Here is a 19,858-nt window from a genome sequence, read left to right as displayed (position 1 = left end):
CCGGCAAGAGCTTTTGGAGGCCGTCATGTCGGATGGATTGGAAGGCGTCGTCGCGGCGCACACGGTGCTGTCGGAGGTGGACGGCCAGGCCGGGCGCCTGATCATCCGCGGGCGCTCGCTGGACGAGCTCGCGGGGCGGACGGCGTTCGAGCAGCTCGTGGCCCTGTTGTTCGAGGGCTTCTATCCGGATCTGCCCGACGACCTTCGGGGCGCCCTCGGGCGGGCGCGCGCCGAGGTGTTCGCCGAGGTCGCCGCGCTCGACACCGGCCTGCTGGACCGGACGCCCGTCGAGGCGGTGCGGGCGCTGATGGCCCGGCTCGCCGACGGCGACGATGTGGAGACCGCGCTTCGCCTGCTGGCCGCGCCGGCGGTGTTCACGGCGGCCGTGGTCCGGGCCCAGGCGGGCGAGGCGCCGGTGGCGCCCGACCCGGCTCTGTCACATGCGGCCGACACCCTGCGGATGCTGCGCGGCGCGCCGGCGACGAAGGCCGAGGCCGACGCGCTCGACACCTACCTCGTCACGGTCAGCGACCATGGCCTCAACGCCTCGACTTTCGCGGCCCGCGTGGTGGCGTCCACGCGGGCGGGGCTGACCTCCGCGGTTCTGGCGGGGATCAGCGCGCTCAAGGGGCCCCTGCACGGCGGGGCGCCCGGCCCGGTGATCGAGATGCTGGACGCCATCGGCGAGCCGGCGAACGCCCGGGCCTGGATCGAAGGGGCGCTCGCCCGGGGCGAACGGCTGATGGGCTTCGGCCACCGCATCTACCGGGTCCGCGACCCGCGCGCCGATGCGCTGAAGCAGGCCGTTCGCTGGCTCGACGCCCGTCAGGGCCGGATCGAGTTCGCCGAGGCGGTGGAGGCCGCCGCGCTCGCCATCCTGCGCGAGAAGAAGCCCGACCGGCCGCTGGACACCAATGTGGAGTTCTACACGGCCCTGCTGCTGGAGGCGCTTCAGTTCCCGCCGTCGGCCTTCACCTGCGTCTTCGCCATGGGCCGCGTCGCCGGCTGGCTGGCGCACGCCCGCGAACAGCTCGCCGGCGGCCGGCTGATCCGCCCGCAGTCGGTCTATGTGGGGCCCATGCCGAAGAAGGCGGCTTAGCCTTCCCTCCCCCTCGTGGGGAGGGTCGACTCGCCGCAGGCGAGCGGGGTGGGGAGTCGCGACCGGACGCCGAGCCCAGGGATCGGCCTCCCCACCCTGGCCGCTTGCGCGGCCTGTCCCTCCCCATGAAGGGGAGGGAAGAACGCTAGACGTCCAGCAGCAGGCGCTGCGGGTCCTCGATGGCTTCCTTGACGTGGACCAGGAAGGTCACCGCGCCCTTGCCGTCGACGATGCGGTGATCGTAGCTCAGCGCCAGGTACATCATCGGACGGGCCACGATCTGACCGTTCACGACCATCGGCCGCTCCTGGATCTTGTGCATGCCCAGGATGCCCGACTGCGGCGCGTTCAGGATCGGCGTCGACATCAGCGAACCGTACACGCCGCCGTTCGAGATGGTGAAGGTGCCGCCCTGCAGGTCCTCGAGCGCGAGCTGGCCGTCGCGGGCCTTCTTGCCGAGGTTCCCGATCTCCTTCTCGATGTCCGCCAGGCTCATCAGGTCGGCGTCGCGGACGACCGGCGTGACCAGGCCCCGCTCGGTGCCGACGGCGACCGAGATGTCGTAGTGGTTCTTGTAGATGATGTCCGTGCCGTCGATCTCGGCGTTGACCTCGGGCACCTGCTTCAGGGCGTGAATGCAGGCGCGGACGAAGAAGCTCATGAAGCCCAGCTTCACGCCGTGCTTCTTCTCGAACACGTCCTTGTACTGGTTCCGGAGCGCCATGACGTTCGTCATGTCCACCTCGTTGAAGGTGGTCAGCATGGCCGCGGCGTTCTGGGCCTCCTTCAGCCGGCGCGCGATGGTCTGGCGCAGGCGGGTCATCTTCACCCGCTCCTCGCGCTCGTGCAGCGCGCGCGGCGCGGCCGGAGCGGCGGGAGCCGGCGGGGCCTTGGCCCGGGCGTCGAGGGCGGCGAGCGCGTCGGCCTTGGTCACCCGGCCGTCCTTGCCGGTGCCGGCGATCGAAGCCGCATCCAGCTTGTTCTCGCCGACGATCCGCTGGGCGGAGGGGGCCAGCACCTTCTCGGCGGCGGCCGGCGCCTTGGCGGCGGGAGCGGGGGCCGGGGCGGGCGCGGGCTCCGCCTTGGGCGCGGGGGCGGCCGGGGCGGCGGTCGCGGCGGCGCCTTCGGCGATGCGGCCCAGGACCGCGCCGGGCTCGACCGTGGCGCCTTCCGCCGCGGCGATCTCCGAGAGCACACCGTCGGCCGGAGCGGCCACCTCGAGGCTCACCTTGTCGGTCTCGAGCTCGACCAGGATCTCGTCCTTGCGCACCGCGTCCCCGGCCTTCTTGGTCCACCGCGCGACGGTGGCCTCGGTGACGGACTCGCCCAGCGCCGGCGTCATGATGTCGGCCATTTCGGGATGCGCTCCTTGCTAGATCTCGGACACAAACAAGAGTGGGTTAGGCGAAGTTCGGCTAGGCGAAGGCTTCGGTGAGGAAGGCCTCGAGTTCCTTCAGGTGTCGGCTCATCAGGCCGGCGGCCGTGGACGCCGAGGCCGGGCGGCCGACGTAGCGGGCCCGCTTGGCCTTCACGTTCAGGCGCTCCAGGGTGAGCTCCAGCCAGGGGTCGACGAAGGTCCAGCCGCCCATGTTCTTGGGCTCCTCCTGGCACCAGACGAGCTCGGCGTTCCTGAACCGCTTCAGCTCGTTCGAAAGCGACTTCAGCGGCCACGGATAGAACTGCTCCAGGCGCAGCAGGTAGATGTCGTCGCGGCCGGTCTTGGCGCGATGCTCCACGAGGTCGAAGTAGACCTTGCCCGAGCACAGGATCACGCGGGTGATCTTGTCGTCCGGCTTCAGGGTCACGCCGCCCACGTCGCAGCCGGCCTCGGCCCCGTCGATCAGCACCCGGTGGAAGCTCGACCCCTCGGCCATGTCGGAGAGGTTCGACACCGCCCGCTTGTGGCGCAGCAGGCTCTTGGGCGTCATGACGATCAGCGGCTTGCGGAACTCGCGCAGCATCTGCCGGCGCAGCAGGTGGAAGTAGTTGGCCGGCGTGGTCGGATAGACGACCTGCAGGTTGTCCTCGGCGCAAAGCTGGAGGTAGCGCTCCAGGCGGGCCGAGGAGTGCTCGGGCCCCTGGCCCTCGTAACCGTGCGGCAGCAGCATCACGAGGCCGCTCATCCGCAGCCACTTGCGCTCGCCCGAAGAGATGAACTGGTCGACCACCACCTGTGCGCCGTTGGCGAAGTCGCCGAACTGGGCCTCCCACATGACGAGGGTGTCGGGATCGGTCAGCGAGAAGCCGTACTCGAAGCCCAGCACCGCCTCTTCCGACAGGGCGGAGTCCAGCACCTCGAAGTGCGCCTGGTTGGGACCCAGGTTGCGGAGCGGGAAATAGACCTCCTCGGTCTTCTGGTCGATGAAGCCCGAGTGGCGCTGGCTGAAGGTGCCGCGCACGCTGTCCTGGCCGGAGAGGCGCACCGGATAGCCCTGGTCCAGCAGGGTCGCGAAGGCCAGGTGCTCGCCGGTCGCCCAGTCGATGCCCTCGCCCTTCTCGATCGCCTCGCGGCGGCCCGCGACGACCCGCTCGACGGTCTTGTGGACGCTGATCCGCTCGGGGATCGTGGTCATCTTGCGGCCGAGGTCCAGCAGCTTCTGCTTGGCCACGCCGGTGGCGTACTTCTCCTCGCCCGAGGGCTTGCGGCCCGACCACTTGCCGTCCAGCCAGTCGGCCTTGTTCGGCTTGTAGGCCTTGCCCGAGTCGAACTCCGCGTCGAGGAAGCGATCGAACTCGGCGATCCAGCCGTCCACGTCGCCCTGGCTCGCCACGCCCTCGGCCACGAGGCGCTGGGCGTAGAGGTCGCGAACCGAGGGGTGCCCCTTGATCTTCGCGTACATCAGGGGCTGGGTCATCGTGGGGTCGTCGCCCTCGTTGTGACCGAACCTGCGATAGCAGAACATGTCGACGACCACGTCCTTGCCGAAGAGCTGGCGGTATTCGGTGGCCACCTTGGCCGCGAACACCACCGCCTCCGGATCGTCGCCGTTCACGTGGAAGATCGGCGCCTCGACCATCAGCGCCACGTCGGACGGATAGGGCGAGGAACGCGAATTCTTTGGACTGGTGGTGAAGCCGATCTGATTGTTCACCACGAAGTGCATGGTGCCGCCCACGCCGTAGCCCTTCAGGCCCGACAGCGCGAAACATTCGGCCACCACGCCCTGGCCGGCGAAGGCGGCGTCGCCGTGCAGCAGCAGCGGCAGCACGTGGCTGCGGCCGGCCTGCGGATTGTCGCGCAGGGTGAAGGCCTGCTTGGCGCGGGCCTTGCCGATGACCACCGGGTTGACGATCTCGAGGTGCGACGGGTTGGCGGTGAGCGAGAGGTGGACGCTGTTGCCGTCGAACTCGCGGTCCGAGCTGGCGCCCAGGTGGTACTTCACGTCGCCCGAGCCCTCCACGTCGGACGGTACCGACGAGCCGCCCTGGAACTCGTGGAAGATCACCTGGTAGGGCTTGCCCATCACGGCGGCCAGCACGTTCAGGCGGCCGCGGTGCGGCATGCCGATGACGATGTCCTTCACGCCCAGCGCGCCGCCGCGCTTGATGATCTGTTCAAGCGCCGGGACCATGGCCTCGCCGCCATCCAGGCCGAAGCGCTTGGTGCCGGGGAAGCGGCGGTGGAGGAAGCGCTCGAAGCCCTCGGCCTCGATCAGCTTCTTCAGGATCGCGACCTTCCCCTCCTTGGTGAAGGTGATCTCCTTGTCGCGGCCCTCGATCCGCTCCTGCAGCCAGGCCTTCTCCTTGGGGTCGGAGATGTGCATGTACTGCACGCCGACGTTGCCGCAGTAGGTGCGGCGCAGGATCGCCAGGATCTCGCGCAGGGTCGCGGTCTCGAGGCCCAGCACATAGTCCAGGAAGATCGGGCGGTCGAAGTCGGCCTCGGCGAAGCCGTAGGTGGCCGGATCGAGCTCGGAGGCGTCGCCGGGCGTGGTGGCGATCTGCAGGGGGTCGAGGTTGGCCTTCAGATGGCCGCGCATCCGGTAGGCCCGGATCATCATGATGGCGCGAAGCGAATCCAGCGTGGCCGCGCGGACCTCGTCCTGGCTGGCGGCGGGCTTGCGCTCGGCGATCTTCTGCCCGACCTTGGCCTCCACCGCGGGCCAGAGGCCGTCGATGGCCGACAGCCAGTCGGGCCGGGCCTGCGGCGCGGAGGGCTTGGTCCAGGCGGGCTTGCGGGCGGCGGCGGCCACCTCGTCGGCGCGGTCGGCCAGCGAGGCGAAGAACGCCCGCCAGGACGGCTCCACCGACTCCGGGTTGGCCGCCCATTTGGCGTAGAGGTCCTCCACGAACGTGGCGTTGCCGCCGTAGAGGAATGAGGTCTCGGCCAGAACTTCGTTGATCAGGCCCGCATCGTCCGCCATGTCTTCGCCTTCCGGGGCCGGTCCGCGGACCTTTTCAAGAAGGCGCCGGCGCGAACCGCCCTTACCTAACAATACAGTCCTCAGGCGCCCTTCAGCACCTCGACCAAGGTCTCGCCGAGTTTCGCCGGCGACGGGGAGACGCGGATGCCCGCGGCTTCCATCGCGGCGATCTTGTCCTCGGCTCCGCCCTTGCCGCCGGAGATGATCGCGCCCGCGTGGCCCATCCGGCGGCCCGGAGGCGCCGTCCGGCCCGCGATGAAGCCGACCATAGGCTTCTTGATAGCTGAATTCTTGATGAACTCGGCCGCGTCTTCCTCGGCCGACCCGCCGATCTCGCCGATCATGATGATCGACTCGGTCTCGGGGTCCTTCAGGAACATGTCGAGCACGTCGATGAACTCGGTCCCCTTGACGGGGTCGCCGCCGATGCCGACGGCGGTCGTCTGGCCGAGGCCCACCTGCGAGGTCTGGAACACGGCCTCATAGGTAAGCGTGCCCGAGCGGGAAACAACGCCCACCGAGCCGCGCTTGAAGATGTTGCCCGGCATGATGCCGATCTTGCACTCGCCCGGCGTCAGCACGCCCGGGCAGTTCGGCCCGATCAGGCGCGACTTCGAGCCGGACAGCGCGCGCTTCACCTTGATCATGTCGGTCACCGGGATGCCCTCGGTGATGCAGACGATCAGGGGGACCTCGGCGTCGATGGCCTCCAGGATGGAGTCGGCGGCGAACGGCGGCGGCACATAGATGACCGAGGCCTCGGCGCCGGTCTGCTTCACCGCCTCCTCGACCGTGTCGAAGACGGGCAGGCCGACATGGGTCTGGCCGCCTTTGCCGGGGGTGACCCCGCCGACCATCTTGGTGCCGTAGGCGATGGCCTGTTCGGTGTGGAAGGTGCCCTGGCTGCCGGTGATGCCCTGGCAGATGACGCGGGTGTCTTTGTTGATCAGGATCGACATGTCTTACGCAGCGCCCCGCACGGCCTTGACGATCTTCTCGGCGCCGTCCGAGAGATCGTTCGCGGCGATCACGTTCAGGCCGCTCTCGTTGATGATCTTCTTGCCCAGCTCGACGTTGGTGCCCTCGAGGCGAACCACCAGCGGGACCTTCAGGCCCACTTCCTTGACCGCGGCCACCACGCCCTCGGCGATGATGTCGCAGCGCATGATGCCGCCGAAGATGTTCACCAGGATGCCCTTCACGTTGGGGTCCGCGGTGATGATCTTGAAGGCCGCCGTCACCTTCTCCTTGCTGGCGCCGCCGCCGACGTCCAGGAAGTTGGCGGGCTCGGCGCCGTAGAGCTTGATGATGTCCATGGTGGCCATGGCCAGGCCCGCGCCGTTGACCATGCAGCCGATCTCGCCGTCGAGGGCGATGTAGGAAAGGTCGTACTTGGAGGCCTCGATCTCCTTCGGGTCCTCCTCGCTCTCGTCGCGCAGCGCCACCACGTCGGGGTGGCGGAACAGGGCGTTCGAGTCGAACGACACCTTGGCGTCCAGGACGCGGAGATGGTCGTCGCCGGTGACGATCAGCGGGTTGATCTCCAGCATCGACATGTCCTTGGCCAGGAACGCCGTGTAGAGCTGGGTCAGCAGGGTGGCGGCCTCCTTGGCGAGGCCCCCGGTCAGGCCCAGCGCCTTGGCCAGGCGGCGGCCGTGATGCGGGAAGACGCCCGTGGCCGGGTCGATGGAGAAGGTCACGATCTTCTCGGGCGTGGCGTGGGCCACGTCCTCGATGTCCATGCCGCCCTCGGTGGAGGCCACGACCGAGACCCGGCTCGTCTCGCGGTCCACCAGCAGCGACAGGTAGAATTCCTTGGCGATCTGGGCGCCTTCCTCGATGTAGAGGCGGTTCACCTGCTTGCCGGCGGGGCCCGTCTGGTGGGTCACCAGCACCCGGCCCAGCATCTCGGCTGCGTTGGCCTTCACGTCCTCGACGCTCTTGACCACCCGGACGCCGCCCTTGGCGTCGGGACCCAGGCCCTGGAACTTGCCCTTGCCGCGTCCGCCGGCGTGGATCTGCGACTTCACCACAAAGACAGGGCCGCCGAGCTTCTCGGCGGCCTGGACGGCGTCATCGACGGAAAAGGCGGGGTATCCGCGCGGGACCGCCACGCCGAACTCTGCGAGGACGGCTTTGGCTTGGTGTTCGTGGATGTTCATGAGGCCTTGGAGCGCACTTGCGAAGGGCTCGCCTCTGCGGGCGAGTGACGGGGCTTATAGGCGCCGCGTTCCGCGATGACAACCGCGTGAGGGCCCATTGTTAGCGATCCCGCGCACACGCCTGCCCTTGGGGCGCCCGCTCAGCCGAAGAACACCCGCCAGAGCGCGCGCCCGGGGATGAAGGCGATGAACAGATTGATGGCGAAGCCGCCGTAGAACAGGCCCATCATGTGCCGGCGGTGTTTCATCACCTGATGCCGCCTTGCCCAGAAAACCGCCAGCGGCAGCACGATAAGCGTCCAGCCGGTGAACAGGTGCAGCAGCGACCAGCGGCCGTGGTTGAGGCTGGTGATGAACAGGGTCGAGCCCGCCGTGACGGCGACGAGGGCCACCCAGGCCCAGCCGGCCGTCCGGTGGAAGGTCCGGCCCTTGCGCGCCGCCATCAGCACCGCGCCCAGGACCAGGGCCGCCAGCGCCGCGGCCAGGTGCACCTTGATGGCGGGAGACAGTCCGGCCAGGAACGCCAGGTCGGGTGCGTGCAGCCGACCCGACCGCGCCGCGCGGAAAACCAGCTCCCGCGCCGGCGTCATGACGATCAGCAGGATCGCGGCGGTGAACCCGAAGGCCAGCGCCCATCGGCTGGCGTCGCGCCCCCGCGCCGGCGTTTGCGAAACAGGCGACATCCTTTATCTCCGTCTGCGATGGGCCGGCGATGGTGCGCCGGCGTCCTGACGGGGCTCTTGGGGGCGGGCGGGGCGATGCGCGACCGCGGATGCGTCGAATGACGGCGCCGGTTCGCGAACGGCCGGTGGGCGCCGTTCACGCTTCGCCGACGGCGGGCCAAGCCCGACGCGAGGCGGCGCGGCGGGTGCTCGCCAGCCTGCTGATCCCGGCCGTGCTGGTGGGGGCGTTCCTCAGCTTCGTGGGGGCGTTCGGCACGCGGGACATGCCGCTGCCCCTGCGGACTCTCTTCATGGTCGCCATCTCCGCGGTGGCCACGCTCCTGGGCTTCCTGACCTTCCGGGTCACCGGGCGGCTGGCGTGGACGCGCGGCGCCTACTGGCGTCACGGCCTGGCGGCCGCCGTGGTGATGGCCGTTCCCATGGGCCTCGTCGTCTGGAGCGCGGTGAACCTGGTCGCGCCGGCAGGACATGGGCCGGCCATCCGGAACATCCCCGACTATCTCGTGGTCTCGCTGATCACCTCGGCGTTCTTCTGCCTGTTCGTCGCCTGGGCCCGGCGCAACGATGGCCGCGCCGCCCAGCCGGACGCGCCGGTTCCGCCCAGGTTCCTGGAGCGCCTGCCCCTGAAGCTGCGCGGGGCGGAGGTCTGGGCCGTCGAGGCCGAGGACCACTACCTTCGGCTCCACACCTCCAAGGGCCAGGACCTGATCCTCATGCGCCTGGCCGACGCCGTGGCCGAGCTGGAGGGGATCGAGGGCCTGCAGGTCCACCGCTCGTGGTGGGTCGCCCGCGAGGCCATCGTCGACGCCCGCCGGGGCGACGGCCGGGCCACGCTGACCCTGAAGGACGGCGCCCAGGTCCCGGTCAGCCGCACCTACGCCGGCGAACTGCGGGCCAGGGGCTGGATCTAGGCCCGCCCCCGCCGGGCCATCCACTGGTCGCGGCTCTGGCCCCAGGCGTCGATGGTCATCTCGAACGGCGGCGGCATGGGCGCGGGGCGCAGGATCGTCGACGCCAGGCCACCGGCCGGAGCTGGACGCCGCCGATGTGGCGCATCACCTCCTCGTCGGCGGCGAAACCGGCACAGGCCTCGAAATCCCCGGCCGAGGGGGCGCGCAGAATGAGGCGTTCTGTCTCAAGCCTAGGTATTGGATTCGTCACCGTTTTCGGCCTCTACTGGCGGTCGGGAGAGAGTTCGGGGATAGGGCCGCCGGAGCTGCGCATGCAGCTTCGCCTTTCCATCCATGCGCGTCGAGGGACCCGTATCACGAGGGGTCGCCGATGGCGCACGACCAGTTCGAGGATCAGCAGCAGACCACCGGAGACCAGGCGGCGCGGCCACGCAGCCGCTTCGTCATGGCCGGCGTGATCGGCGCCTGCGCCCTGGGCGTGGGGCCGGGCCGTGGAGCGCGCCCCCAAGGCCATCAAGGCGAAGGTGGAGACGGCGACGCCCAAGCCGAAGCCCAAGCCCGCGCCTGTTCGGAAGGCCGTGGTCCGTCCGAAGCCGCCTGCGCCACGCGGCCAAGGGCCCATGCGGGTGGCCCGCGACGGCTCGTGGGCGGTGGAGGAGGTCTATGAAGCCCGGATCGCCGAGCTGAAGGACCTGGCCCGCGACGCCCGGGACTATTGAGCCCCGGGACTACCGAGCGGGGCCGCGGGTCGCGGGGTCCTAGCCCAGCATGTCCTTCACCGTGTCGCGCTCGGCGACCAGCTCGTCGTTGGTGATCTTGATCTTCGACTTGGCGAAGTCGTCCATCTCGTAGCTGGTCACGACCTCGTAGGCGCCCGGCGCCGTGGTCTTCACCGGCATGCCCGCCCACACGCCCTCGGCGAAGCCGTAGCGGCCTTCGGAATTGACCGCCACCGAGTGGATCGCGCCGGGGGTCGACAGGTCGCGGACGTGGTCGATCAGGGCGTTGGCCGCCGAGGCCGCCGAGCTCTGGCCGCGGGCGTCGATGATGGCCGCGCCGCGCTTGCCGACGGTGGGCAGGTACTCGGTCTCGAGCCAGGCGCGGTCGTTGATCACGTCAGCCGCCGCCTTGCCGCCGATCTTGGCGTGGGTGAAGTCGGCGAACATCGTCGGGCTGTGGTTGCCGTAGATGAAGAGCTCGCTGACGTCGTTGATCGACACGCCGGCCTTCTTGGCGAGCTGGGCGCGGCCGCGGTTCTCGTCCAGGCGCACCATGGCGGTGAAGCGGTCCGGCGTCAGGCGCTTGGCCTGGCTGGCGGCGATCATGACGTTGGTGTTGCAGGGATTGCCCACCACCGCGACGCGGGCGTTGTCGGCGGCGACGGCGTCGATGGCCTTGCCCTGGGCGATGAAGATCTTGCCGTTGTCCTTCAGCAGGTCGGCGCGCTCCATGCCGGGGCCGCGGGGCTTGGAGCCCACCAGCAGGCACCAGTTGGCGTCCTTGAAGGCGACGTTGGCGTCGTCGGTCAGGACCATGTCCTGCAGCAGCGGGAACGCGCAGTCCTCGAGCTCCATGGCCACGCCCTTCAGGGCCTTCTGCGGACCTTCGGCGGGGATTTCGAGGAGCTGCAGGATGACCGGCTGGTCCTTGCCCAGCATCTCGCCCGAGGCGATGCGGAAGAGCAGGGCGTAGCCGATGTTGCCGGCGGCTCCGGTGACGGCGACGCGGATGGGCGGCTTAGAGGCCATGGGACTGCTCCTTGATGTGCTGTGCTGCGCGCCGGGTCCGTAGCCAATTGACGGCGTTGCTGCAATGCCGCACGCAGGTCCCGCCGCCATGTTCCGCATCGACCCCGCCTTCGAGAGCACCTCGCTCACCCTCGGCGAGCTTCCCCTCTGCCATGTCCGGTTGCAGGCCGACGCCCGTTTCCCGTGGATCGTGCTGATCCCGCGCGTCACGGGCGCGCGGGAGATCGAGGACCTGCCGCCCGGCGACCGCGCCCGGCTGATGGATGAGATCCTGCTGGCCGGGACCGCCGTCCGGGCGGTGGGCGACGCCCTCGGGCGGCCGGTGGAGAAACTGAACGTCGGCGCGCTCGGCAACGTCACGCCCCAGCTCCACGTCCACGTCGTCGGCCGTCGCGCGGACGATCCCGCCTGGCCGGGGCCGGTGTGGGGGTTCGGCGCAGCCCAGGCCTACGCCGAGGCGGACCAGGCCGCCGCCCTTGTCATGGCCCGGGCGGCGCTGGAGATCCGGATCTAGGGGGCCCGGGCGAGGGTCACGGCGCGGCGGGCGCCCGCCTCGTCGAGTTCGCCGCTCCAGCGGCCGTCGCCGCCGGACCGCAGGGTCGCGACCCGCCCGCCGTCGAAGCGCAGCACCACCTCGCCGCCGAGCTGTTCGACCGCGTCCACGAAGCCCGAGGCGTCCAGGGCGCCCGGGCGGCGCAGGTCGCGCCAGGCGCCTTCCACGGCGCCGGTCCCCCGGTCCACGAGCTGGAAGGCGTAGAGCGGACCCTCGGGGGAGGTCAGCGTCCAGCCGCCGTCGAGCGGGCCCTGGAAGCCTTGCGCCGAAACCATAGAGGCCCGGATGCGGGAATCGTAGGCGACGCCGCTCAGCGCGCCATCCTGGGGCGGGATGTACGGCCTGGGGGCCTCGGGCGTGACCGTCACGGGCGCGCCGGCGGGCGGCGCCTGGACCGGGGCGGCTCCGGTTGCGGCGGCTTCCTCGTCGGGCGGCGGGGCTTGAGCCAGCAGGGCGCCGATCGGGTCGACCGCCGGCGCCGCAACGTTCTGGGCGAGCGCGGGCGCGCCGGCCGACAGGACCAGGATCAGGATCAGAGCCAGCGACCCCGCACCGAACCTCATCTCGTCTTCACCTCGCACAGCGGCGGAATTCCACCTTCCGATCAGCGCCCAAGCTCGGCCTCAAGGCAAGGCCCCTGCGCGGGCGCCGGAAGACCTGAACGCGCGGGCGGGCGGATCGGCGCATCCGGCCTTGGCGGGGCCGCGGAGTTGGCGTTTAGGATGGCGCATGGCCCTCCGCCCCCTTCGCTACGACGCCGGCGCCCGCAACGTCCTGGGGACCGAGCTGCAGCCCTGCTCGCTGGACCCGGTGACGGGCTTCTTCCGCAACGGCTGCTGCGAGACGGGCCCCCACGACGTCGGCATGCACACGGTCTGCGCGGTGATGACGGCCGAGTTCCTGGCGTTCTCGAAGTCGGTGGGCAACGACCTCTCCACCCCCCGGCCCGACCTCGCCTTCGACGGCCTCAAGCCCGGCGACCGCTGGTGCCTGTGCGCGCCCCGCTGGAAGGAGGCCCTCGACGCCGGGGCCGCGCCCCAGGTGGTGCTGGAGGCCACCCACGAGGAGACCCTGGCCATCGTGCCGCTGGGAGTTCTCAAGGACCACGCGGTGGAGACCTAGAAGGCCTCTCCCCCGGACGGAGCCCGAGAGGGAGAGGAGATCACCCCAGCAGGTATTCCGCCTCGATGCGGTAGTGCGACCCCTCGCCACCCAGCACGCTGGAATAGAGGGCGAAGCGGTCCACGGCGAAGGCCGGCGACTTCAGCAGGTTGTTGGCCTGGATCCAGGCGGCCACCTGGGCGGGGTCGGCCTGGCGCAGGTAGGCCAGCGTCACATGGGGCCTGTAGCGGCGCTTCTCGGGCTTGAGCCCGACGCGGCGGGCGGCCGTCTCGCAGGCGTCGGCCAGGCGGCGCAGCGGGAGGCTTTCCTCGACCCCGGCCCAGATGGCGTGGATGTCGCGTCCCTCGCCGAACGCGCCCGCGCCCTCCAGCATGATCTCGAACGGCGGGGCGTCGATAGCCGCCAGCTCGGCGTCCAGGTCGCGGGCCACGTCCTCGCGGACCTCGCCGAAGAACCGCAGGGTGAGGTGCAGGCTCTCGGGCGGCCGCCAGCGGGCGGCTTCCACCCCGGCCTGGCGGCCGACGAGGCCCTGGACGATGTCCGCGGGCAGCGGCAGGGCGGCGAAGAGGCGGATCATGCGACCCGTTTAGCGCGCCGCCGCCCCCCGGGCCACATGGGGGCCACGCGTCCGTTTTGGAGCCGCCCGGTCCGGAAACGCTTGCTTAGCCCAGGCGCCCACCCGATATTTCCCCTGCGTCCGACTGGGACGCGCGACTTAAGAAGGGCTTTGCCTCTCATGAGCGACTTCAACCGCGGCTACGCGCGCACGGTCCCCGCGGACCGCGCCGACATGTCGGTGGACGCGGGACTTCGCAGCTTCATGCTCGGCGTCTACAACAAGGTGGCCCTGGGCCTGGTGGTGTCCGCCGCCCTGGCGTTCCTGACCGGCCAGTACGCGCCGGTCCGCGACCTGATGTATGTCGTCACGCCCGAAGGCCGTCTGGCCGGCATGACGATCCTGGGCACTGTGGTGGCCTTCGCCCCCCTGGCGGTGATGCTGTTCGGCATGTTCGCCCTGCGCAACGCCACGCCCCGCAGCTCGGGCGTCCTCTACTGGACGATCGTCGCGCTGATCGGCGCGGGCCTGGGCGTCTGGACCCTGCTCTATACGGGCGCTTCGATCGCTCAGACCTTCCTGATCACGGCGGCGGCCTTCGGCGGCCTGAGCCTCTTCGGCTACACGACCAAGAAGGACCTGACCGGCTTCGGCAGCTTCCTGATCGTCGGCCTGATCGGACTGATCATCGCCGGCCTGGTGAACATCTTCCTGCAGAACTCGATGCTGAACTTCATCATCAGCGCTCTGGGCGTGTTCATCTTCGCGGGCCTGATCGCCTACGACACCCAGCGCCTGAAGATGACCTACTACGATCTGGGCGGGAACCAGGCCGCCATGGGCGTGGCCACCAACTATGGCGCGCTCAGCCTCTACATCAACTTCATCAACCTGTTCCAATTCCTGCTGCAGTTCTTCGGCCAACGCCGCTAGGCGCGCAGCAGATCCGGACACGGGAGAGCCCCGGCGGACCCCGCCGGGGTTTTTTCGTTGGGGGCTTTTTCGTTGGGGGTCAGTCCACGACCTTGAAGCGGCCCTTGTCGAAGAAGCGCAGCACCTGCTCGAGTTCGTGCCCGCGCCGCAGGATGTGGCCGCCTTCGCCCACGATCGCCCAGGCGCCCTGGCGCCTGGCCAGGGCCGGACGCTTCTCGATGCGGTAGAGCGGGGCCTCGGCGGTCCGGCGGAAGACGGAGAACACCGCCGCGTCGGGCAGGCTGTCCATGCCGTAGTCGCGCCATTCGCCGGCGGCGACCATGCGGCCGTAGAGACGGAGCAGCCGCTCCAGTTCGCGCCTTTCGAAGAAGACGCCGGCCTGGCGCGGGGCCGCGTAGCTCGGGTCGAAAGCCATCGAGGAGGCAGCCTGACGCAATTCTCGGGGATCGGCCACCCGAAATAGGCGCCCCTTCGCGGGCCGCAAGCGCGGGCCGGCGCGCCCCGAAATGACCTTATTTCGGTCCCGCGAGCGTCAGATGACGCTTCGATATTGGCCTCGTCGGTTGGTCGGAACCTGGCGGTCCCGGATCCTGAACAGCCCCCCCAGCCCCCCTGGATCGGCGGAACTGGCCAACCGACGCTCTCTCCCCTCCAAGCGTAAGCCCGCGCGGTTCCCCTCTCTCCAGCCGCGTGGGTTTGCCTGTGCGCGCCGGAAGACGCCAGTCCGCCGGCCAGTCGCCTCGGGTCAGTCGCCCCGGTCGGTCACGCCCAGCACGCGCCCGCCCCGCGTCGCCTGGACGATCACCGCGGTCCGCAGCCCCTCGTCCTCGGCCCTGGGCAGCCGGTAGGCCTGGGGCCGGCCGCGCCAAGCGCCCAACCGCCGGATCTCCCGGACGACGTTCTTCTGCACCACGGTCTCGCCGCGGTTGTCGCCGCCCTTGACCGTCACCTCTACCGCCTTCGGATCGTAGCGGACCAGCCACACCTCGGCGCCGCCCGGGGGGACGCGCCCCGAGCCCACGTCGACCCGGCGAGGGCCGATGAACTTCATGTCGGGCGGGTCGCGCTGCGCCTCGGCCGCGGCCCGCACGAGGCGGTCCACCTCGGCCGTCTTGAGGCCCGCCACCTCATGCCGGCCGTCCACGACGACCTGGGGCGTGTAGGGCTCGCGCAGCTTCAGCCGGGTGACATAGGCGTGCTGGCGCTCGGCGAACTCGGGCCTGGCGAAGGTATCCGTCCAGCCGAGATAGTCCCAGTAGTCCACGGAATAGGTGAGGGCGAGCACGCCCTTGCGCTCGGCGAGCTGATTCACATGCTCCGAGGCCTCGGTGCACGAGCGGCAACCCTGGGCCGTGAACAGCTCCACCAGGACAGGGGATGATCTGGCGGCCGCGAAGCTCGGCGCGGCGACGAGGATCAGACTGACGAGCGCCGCTTTCCGCATCGCACGGTGTTTAGCCGGAGTTCTGGGGCCAGGGGTGGTCAAGATGGCGTGAGGATCGGCGGGCGGCTCGACGCGCGTCAAGCCGCCCCGGAGACCCCCGCTTACGCCGCCGGCTTCGCCAGGCTGCGCAGCACGTAGTTCAGGACGCCGCCCTGCTTGAAGTATTCGAGCTCGGTCGGCGTATCGATCCGGCAGCGGACCGGGAAGCGCGCGATGCGGCCGTCGCTCGGACGGTACATCTCGACGATGAGCTGCTTGCGCGGCGCGAGGTCGGTGAGGCCGCGGATGGTCACGATCTCCTCGCCGGTCAGGCCCAGCTTGTGCCAGCCTTCCTGCAGGAACTGCAGCGGCAGCACGCCCATGCCGACCAGGTTCGAGCGGTGGATGCGCTCGAAGCTCTCGGCCACCACGGCCCGGACGCCCAGCAGCTTGGTGCCCTTGGCCGCCCAGTCGCGCGACGAGCCGGTGCCGTATTCCTTGCCCGCGAACACCACCAGCGGCCGGCCCTCGCCCTGGTAGCGCATGGCCGCGTCGTAGATGGACATCTGGTCGCCCGACGGGAAGTGCTTGGTCACCCCGCCTTCGATGTCGGGCGTGATGCGGTTGCGGATGCGGATGTTGGCGAAGGTGCCGCGCATCATGACTTCGTGGTTGCCGCGGCGCGCGCCGTACGAGTTGAACTCGGACTGCGGCACCTGGCGCTCACGCAGGTAGACGCCGGCCGGCGAGGTGGCCTTGATCGAGCCGGCCGGGCTGATGTGGTCGGTGGTGATCGAGTCGCCGAACACGCCCAGGACCCGGGCCTCGACGATGTCGGTGACCGGCGCCGGCTCCATGCTCATGCCCTGGAAGTAGGGCGGGTTCTGCACGTAGGTCGAGCCGATGTCCCAGGTGTAGGTCTGGCCGCCGGCGACCTTGATGGCCTGCCAGTGCTTGTCGCCCTTGAAGACGTCGGCGTAGCGGGTGGCGAACATCTTGTTCGTCACGTGCTTGCGCTGGAGCGCGGCGATCTCGGCGGTCGTGGGCCAGATGTCCTTGAGGTACACCGGCTTGCCGTCCTTGCCCTCGCCCAGCGGATCGTTGGCCAGGTCGATCAGCATGTTGCCGGCCAGCGCATAGGCCACCACCAGCGGCGGCGAGGCCAGGTAGTTGGCCCGCACGTCGGGGTTCACGCGGCCCTCGAAGTTGCGGTTGCCCGAGAGCACGCTGACGGCCACCAGGTCGTTCTTCTGCACGGTTTCCGAGATCGCCTCGGGCAGCGGGCCCGAATTGCCGATGCAGGTGGTGCAGCCGTAGCCCACCAGGTTGAAGCCCAGCGCGTCCAGCGACTTGTCCAGCTTCGCGGCCTTCAGATAGTCGGTGACCACCTGGGAGCCGGGGGCCAGCGAGGTCTTCACCCAAGGCTTCACCTTCAGGCCCTTCTCGACCGCCTTCTTGGCGACCAGGCCCGCGGCGATCAGCACGCTCGGGTTCGACGTGTTTGTGCACGAGGTGATGGCGGCGATCACCACGTCCCCGTTGCCCAGGTCGAAGTTCTCGCCCTGCACCGCGAAGCGCTCGGCGTAGCCGTCGGCCTTGCCGAAGTCGTTGGCCAGGGCGGCCTTGAACTCGGACGCCGCGTCGGTCAGCAGCACGCGGTCCTGCGGACGCTTCGGGCCGGCCAGCGAGGCGGCGACCGTGCCGAGGTCCAGTTCGAGCGTGTCGGTGAACACCGGGTCCGGATCGGCCGGATCGCGCCACAGACCCTGCTCCTTGGCGTAGGCCTCGACGAGGGCCACGCGGGCCGGGTCGCGGCCGGTGGCGGCCAGGTAGTCCAGGGTCGCCTGGGTGACCGGGAAGAAGCCGCAGGTGGCGCCGTATTCCGGAGCCATGTTGGCGATGGTCGCCTGGTCTTCCAGGGTCAGGTGCTGCAGGCCCGGGCCATAGAATTCGACGAACTTGCCGACCACGCCCTTCTTGCGGAGCATCTGGGTGACGGTCAGCACCAGGTCGGTGGCCGTGGTGCCATCGGGCAGGACGCCGTCCAGGCGGAAGCCGATGACTTCCGGGATCAGCATCGGGATCGGCTGGCCCAGCATGGCGGCCTCCGCCTCGATGCCGCCCACGCCCCAACCCAGGACCGACAGGCCGTTGACCATGGTCGTGTGGCTGTCGGTGCCGACGACGGTGTCGGGATAGGCGACTTCCTGGCCGTCGTCCGAATTCGTCCAGACGGTCTGGGCCAGGTACTCCAGGTTCACCTGGTGGCAGATGCCGGTGCCGGGGGGCACCACGCGGAAGTTGTTGAAGGCCGACGAGCCCCAGCGCAGGAAGCGGTAGCGCTCCATGTTGCGCTCGTACTCGCGCTCGACGTTGTTCTGGAACGCCTTGGCGTTGCCGAAGTAGTCCACCATCACCGAGTGGTCGATCACGAGGTCGACGGGGTTCAGCGGGTTGATCTTCTCAGGGTCGCCGCCGAGCGCCGTCATGGCGTCGCGCATCGCGGCCAGGTCCACCACCGCCGGCACGCCGGTGAAGTCCTGCATCAGCACGCGGGCGGGGCGGAAGCTGATCTCGTGCTCGACGGAGCCCTTGTTCTCCAGCCAGGCGGCCAGCGCCTTCAGGTCGTCCACGCCGACCGACTGGCCATCCTCGTTGCGCAGCAGGTTCTCGAGAAGGACCTTCATCGAGATCGGCAGGCGCGAAACGCCCGAAAGTCCGGCTTCCTCGGCGGCGCGAAGGCTGTAGTAAGCGTAGGTCTTGTCGCCCACCACGAGTTCGCGGCGGGTTTTCAGGCTGTCGACAGACGCCATTGTGGGAGATCCTTTCTCTGTTCCCGGCCGCCCAACGACCACCCCAGGGATCGCGCGCTCTGGAGGGACGGACACACAGCGTTCGTCCCCGCGCGGCGTTGCCCCCCTGGGGCTGCGGCGGCCGGCCGCTTCATAGCCCCGGGCCGCGCGCCCGTCCATGCGCTGAAAGTCCTGCGAATCGTTCGCAAAATCCGGCGTCTAGGCGGACCGGCGGAGACGCCCGCGCATGATCGCCGAACTGCTGATTTCAGAGGCGTCGGTGCGGCGGGGCGGACGCGTGCTGTTCGAGGGCCTCTCCTTCGCCCTGCTGCCCGGCGAGGCCTGCGCGCTGGCGGGGCCCAACGGCTCGGGCAAGACCAGCCTGCTGCGCGCCATCGCCGGCCTCGTGCGGCTGGAGGCGGGCGAGATCGGCTTCGGCGGCGCCGACCCGGCCGAGGCGCGGGCGTCGGGCCTCCACTTCGTGGGCCACCAGGACGGGCTGAAACCCGCCCGCACGGTGCGCGAGGAGCTGGACTTCTGGGGGCGCTGGGCCGGCGGCGACCCGGCCGCCATCGCCCGGGCCGCCGAGGCCTACGACCTCGTCCGTCTGCTGGATCTGGAGGTCCGCCGCCTGTCGGCCGGCCAGCGCCGGCGTCTGGCCCTGTCGCGCACGGCGGCGGCCGAGCGGCCGCTCTGGCTGCTGGACGAGCCTCTGAGCCCCCTCGACGCCCAGTGGCGCGAGCGGATGGGCCAGGCCATGGCCCGCCACCTCGACGCCGGCGGCATGATCCTGGCCGCCGTGCACGATCCGCTGCCGATCCCGGCCAAGACCCTGGACCTCGGCGCATGAGCCGCCTCCTCGCCCTCCTCGTCCGCGAGACGGCGCTGGCCTGGGGCCGGGGCGGCGGCCCGCTGGTGGCCGTGGGCTTCTATGCGGGCGTGGCGACCCTCATCCCGCTGGCCATCGGTCCGGAACCCGAGCGGCTGGCCGCCATCGCGCCGGGGGCCGCCTGGGTCGCGCTCGCGCTGGCGTCCCTGCTGTCGCTCGACCGGCTGTTCGAGCGCGACTACGAGGACGGCGCCCTCGACCTCCTGGTCCTCTCGCCCGTCCCCCTGGAGCTGGTCTGCGCCGTCAAGTGCCTGGGCCAGTGGCTGGCGACGGGCGCGCCGCTGGCGCTCGCCGCCCCGGTCGCCGCCATCGCCCTGGGCGCCGACCCGGCGCTGGCGCCCCTGATCTTCGCCTGCGCGCTGGCGGGAGGCCTGGCGTTCGCGTTCGTGGGCGGGATCGGAGCCGCGCTCAGCCTCGGCGCGCGGCGGGGCGGCCTGCTCACCGCCGTGATCGTCCTGCCGCTCTTCGTGCCGCCGGTGATCTTCGGCGGCGGCGCCCTGGACGCCTTCGCCGGCGGCCTGCCGTGGAAGGCGGGGTTCTCGCTGCTGGCGGCCTACGCGGCGGGCGCGGCGGCGCTCGGCCCCCTGGCCATGGCCGGCGCGTGCCGCAACGCGCTGTCCTGA

At 70.3% G+C, this 19,858-nt stretch carries 19 protein-coding genes; 8 read left to right on the top strand and 11 right to left on the bottom strand.

What is annotated here, in order from left to right; translation table 11 throughout:
- Positions 1–25 precede the first annotated feature (25 nt).
- The gene (locus ACK4TT_RS05995) at positions 26–1,099 is read left to right on the top strand and encodes a citrate synthase/methylcitrate synthase (protein WP_409633634.1); all 1,074 of its coding nucleotides are present in this window, start codon (positions 26–28) and stop codon (positions 1,097–1,099) included.
- A 145-nt stretch (positions 1,100–1,244) separates the two neighbouring features.
- On the opposite strand, the gene odhB is transcribed toward ACK4TT_RS05995, so the two are convergent.
- The 5 genes from odhB to ACK4TT_RS05970 form a co-directional block, all read right to left on the bottom strand.
- Complete coding sequence (gene odhB / locus ACK4TT_RS05990) at positions 1,245–2,453, bottom strand: 2-oxoglutarate dehydrogenase complex dihydrolipoyllysine-residue succinyltransferase (protein WP_410212634.1); 1,209 nt, start codon at positions 2,451–2,453, stop codon at positions 1,245–1,247.
- A 61-nt stretch (positions 2,454–2,514) separates the two neighbouring features.
- Positions 2,515–5,463, bottom strand: a complete 2,949-nt coding sequence (locus tag ACK4TT_RS05985) for a 2-oxoglutarate dehydrogenase E1 component (protein ID WP_410212633.1) — start codon at positions 5,461–5,463, stop codon at positions 2,515–2,517.
- Positions 5,464–5,543: 80 nt separating this feature from the next.
- Positions 5,544–6,422, bottom strand: coding sequence for a succinate--CoA ligase subunit alpha (sucD, locus tag ACK4TT_RS05980; RefSeq protein WP_409633628.1), 879 nt, complete (start codon positions 6,420–6,422; stop codon positions 5,544–5,546).
- A gap of 3 nt (positions 6,423–6,425) precedes the next feature.
- Entirely contained in the window at positions 6,426–7,625 is a 1,200-nt protein-coding gene (gene sucC / locus ACK4TT_RS05975; protein ID WP_409633626.1) for an ADP-forming succinate--CoA ligase subunit beta, read from the bottom strand.
- Between the two features lie 140 nt (positions 7,626–7,765).
- Positions 7,766–8,308 (bottom strand): DUF2306 domain-containing protein, encoded by a 543-nt coding sequence (locus ACK4TT_RS05970; protein ID WP_409633624.1) that lies wholly within the window; start codon positions 8,306–8,308, stop codon positions 7,766–7,768.
- Between the two features lie 98 nt (positions 8,309–8,406).
- Between ACK4TT_RS05970 and ACK4TT_RS05965 the strand changes: the two genes are divergently transcribed.
- Together ACK4TT_RS05965 and ACK4TT_RS05960 are read left to right on the top strand one after the other, a co-directional pair.
- Positions 8,407–9,219, top strand: a complete 813-nt coding sequence (locus tag ACK4TT_RS05965; protein ID WP_409633622.1) for a LytTR family DNA-binding domain-containing protein — start codon at positions 8,407–8,409, stop codon at positions 9,217–9,219.
- A 491-nt stretch (positions 9,220–9,710) separates the two neighbouring features.
- Positions 9,711–9,938: a hypothetical protein gene (locus ACK4TT_RS05960; RefSeq protein WP_409633620.1), complete on the top strand. Its 228-nt coding sequence runs from the start codon at positions 9,711–9,713 to the stop codon at positions 9,936–9,938.
- 39 nt (positions 9,939–9,977) lie between these two features.
- Here the strand turns inward: ACK4TT_RS05960 and ACK4TT_RS05955 are convergent, their stop codons facing one another.
- A complete protein-coding gene (locus tag ACK4TT_RS05955) occupies positions 9,978–10,967 on the bottom strand; it encodes a malate dehydrogenase (protein WP_409633618.1) in 990 nt (329 codons plus the stop codon).
- A 64-nt stretch (positions 10,968–11,031) separates the two neighbouring features.
- On the opposite strand from ACK4TT_RS05955, the gene ACK4TT_RS05950 reads away from it, so the two are divergent.
- Entirely contained in the window at positions 11,032–11,481 is a 450-nt protein-coding gene (locus ACK4TT_RS05950) for an HIT domain-containing protein (protein ID WP_410212632.1), read from the top strand.
- Here the strand turns inward: ACK4TT_RS05950 and ACK4TT_RS05945 are convergent.
- A complete protein-coding gene (locus ACK4TT_RS05945; RefSeq protein ID WP_410212631.1) occupies positions 11,478–12,083 on the bottom strand; it encodes a hypothetical protein in 606 nt (201 codons plus the stop codon). The two genes, ACK4TT_RS05950 and ACK4TT_RS05945, sit on opposite strands and share 4 nt — an antisense overlap.
- A gap of 166 nt (positions 12,084–12,249) precedes the next feature.
- Here ACK4TT_RS05945 and ACK4TT_RS05940 point away from each other — a divergent pair, with 166 nt between their 5' ends.
- Positions 12,250–12,642 carry a DUF2237 family protein gene (locus tag ACK4TT_RS05940; RefSeq protein WP_409633612.1) on the top strand — a complete coding sequence of 131 codons (393 nt, stop codon included), beginning with the start codon at positions 12,250–12,252 and terminating at the stop codon, positions 12,640–12,642.
- 40 nt (positions 12,643–12,682) lie between these two features.
- On the opposite strand, the gene thpR is transcribed toward ACK4TT_RS05940, so the two are convergent.
- Complete coding sequence (gene thpR, locus ACK4TT_RS05935) at positions 12,683–13,219, bottom strand: RNA 2',3'-cyclic phosphodiesterase (RefSeq protein ID WP_409633610.1); 537 nt, start codon at positions 13,217–13,219, stop codon at positions 12,683–12,685.
- A gap of 159 nt (positions 13,220–13,378) precedes the next feature.
- Between thpR and ACK4TT_RS05930 the strand changes: the two genes are divergently transcribed.
- Positions 13,379–14,131 (top strand): Bax inhibitor-1/YccA family protein, encoded by a 753-nt coding sequence (locus ACK4TT_RS05930; protein ID WP_409633608.1) that lies wholly within the window; start codon positions 13,379–13,381, stop codon positions 14,129–14,131.
- Between the two features lie 79 nt (positions 14,132–14,210).
- Here ACK4TT_RS05930 and ACK4TT_RS05925 read toward each other — a convergent pair whose 3' ends face one another.
- The 3 genes from ACK4TT_RS05925 to acnA all read right to left on the bottom strand — a co-directional run bounded on the left by ACK4TT_RS05925 (position 14,211) and on the right by acnA (position 18,367).
- Positions 14,211–14,546 carry a DUF2794 domain-containing protein gene (locus ACK4TT_RS05925; protein WP_409633606.1) on the bottom strand — a complete coding sequence of 112 codons (336 nt, stop codon included), beginning with the start codon at positions 14,544–14,546 and terminating at the stop codon, positions 14,211–14,213.
- Positions 14,547–14,876: 330 nt separating this feature from the next.
- Positions 14,877–15,575: a DUF1223 domain-containing protein gene (locus ACK4TT_RS05920; RefSeq protein ID WP_409633604.1), complete on the bottom strand. Its 699-nt coding sequence runs from the start codon at positions 15,573–15,575 to the stop codon at positions 14,877–14,879.
- A gap of 101 nt (positions 15,576–15,676) precedes the next feature.
- Complete coding sequence (acnA, locus tag ACK4TT_RS05915) at positions 15,677–18,367, bottom strand: aconitate hydratase AcnA (protein ID WP_409633602.1); 2,691 nt, start codon at positions 18,365–18,367, stop codon at positions 15,677–15,679.
- 226 nt (positions 18,368–18,593) lie between these two features.
- On the opposite strand from acnA, the gene ccmA reads away from it, so the two are divergent.
- Both ccmA and ccmB read left to right on the top strand, forming a co-directional pair.
- Complete coding sequence (gene ccmA / locus ACK4TT_RS05910) at positions 18,594–19,196, top strand: heme ABC exporter ATP-binding protein CcmA (RefSeq protein WP_409633600.1); 603 nt, start codon at positions 18,594–18,596, stop codon at positions 19,194–19,196.
- Positions 19,193–19,858: a heme exporter protein CcmB gene (gene ccmB / locus ACK4TT_RS05905; RefSeq protein ID WP_409633598.1), complete on the top strand. Its 666-nt coding sequence runs from the start codon at positions 19,193–19,195 to the stop codon at positions 19,856–19,858. The genes ccmA and ccmB overlap by 4 nt, the downstream gene beginning before the upstream one ends.

Origin of the sequence: Phenylobacterium sp. (genome assembly GCF_046463815.1) — a bacterium.
Lineage (GTDB): Bacteria > Pseudomonadota > Alphaproteobacteria > Caulobacterales > Caulobacteraceae > Phenylobacterium.
The sequence above is the reverse complement of the archived record's forward strand: the minus strand, read 5'-3'. Positions and strand labels throughout refer to the sequence as shown.

Excerpts from the sequence above, each read along its gene's own strand:
- ACK4TT_RS05940 (WP_409633612.1), top strand. The coding sequence starts at position 12,250 with ATGGCCCTCCGCCCCCTTCGCTACGACGCCGGCGCCCGCAACGTCCTG.
- ccmB (WP_409633598.1), top strand. The coding sequence starts at position 19,193 with ATGAGCCGCCTCCTCGCCCTCCTCGTCCGCGAGACGGCGCTGGCCTGG.
- ACK4TT_RS05970 (WP_409633624.1), bottom strand. The coding sequence starts at position 8,308 with ATGTCGCCTGTTTCGCAAACGCCGGCGCGGGGGCGCGACGCCAGCCGA.
- ACK4TT_RS05965 (WP_409633622.1), top strand. The coding sequence starts at position 8,407 with ATGACGGCGCCGGTTCGCGAACGGCCGGTGGGCGCCGTTCACGCTTCG.
- sucD (WP_409633628.1), bottom strand. The coding sequence starts at position 6,422 with ATGTCGATCCTGATCAACAAAGACACCCGCGTCATCTGCCAGGGCATC.
- ACK4TT_RS05995 (WP_409633634.1), top strand. The coding sequence starts at position 26 with ATGTCGGATGGATTGGAAGGCGTCGTCGCGGCGCACACGGTGCTGTCG.
- ccmA (WP_409633600.1), top strand. The coding sequence starts at position 18,594 with ATGATCGCCGAACTGCTGATTTCAGAGGCGTCGGTGCGGCGGGGCGGA.
- odhB (WP_410212634.1), bottom strand. The coding sequence starts at position 2,453 with ATGGCCGACATCATGACGCCGGCGCTGGGCGAGTCCGTCACCGAGGCC.
- thpR (WP_409633610.1), bottom strand. The coding sequence starts at position 13,219 with ATGATCCGCCTCTTCGCCGCCCTGCCGCTGCCCGCGGACATCGTCCAG.
- acnA (WP_409633602.1), bottom strand. The coding sequence starts at position 18,367 with ATGGCGTCTGTCGACAGCCTGAAAACCCGCCGCGAACTCGTGGTGGGC.
- ACK4TT_RS05955 (WP_409633618.1), bottom strand. The coding sequence starts at position 10,967 with ATGGCCTCTAAGCCGCCCATCCGCGTCGCCGTCACCGGAGCCGCCGGC.
- ACK4TT_RS05930 (WP_409633608.1), top strand. The coding sequence starts at position 13,379 with ATGAGCGACTTCAACCGCGGCTACGCGCGCACGGTCCCCGCGGACCGC.
- ACK4TT_RS05985 (WP_410212633.1), bottom strand. The coding sequence starts at position 5,463 with ATGGCGGACGATGCGGGCCTGATCAACGAAGTTCTGGCCGAGACCTCA.
- ACK4TT_RS05945 (WP_410212631.1), bottom strand. The coding sequence starts at position 12,083 with ATGAGGTTCGGTGCGGGGTCGCTGGCTCTGATCCTGATCCTGGTCCTG.
- ACK4TT_RS05925 (WP_409633606.1), bottom strand. The coding sequence starts at position 14,546 with ATGGCTTTCGACCCGAGCTACGCGGCCCCGCGCCAGGCCGGCGTCTTC.
- ACK4TT_RS05920 (WP_409633604.1), bottom strand. The coding sequence starts at position 15,575 with ATGCGGAAAGCGGCGCTCGTCAGTCTGATCCTCGTCGCCGCGCCGAGC.
- sucC (WP_409633626.1), bottom strand. The coding sequence starts at position 7,625 with ATGAACATCCACGAACACCAAGCCAAAGCCGTCCTCGCAGAGTTCGGC.
- ACK4TT_RS05950 (WP_410212632.1), top strand. The coding sequence starts at position 11,032 with ATGCCGCACGCAGGTCCCGCCGCCATGTTCCGCATCGACCCCGCCTTC.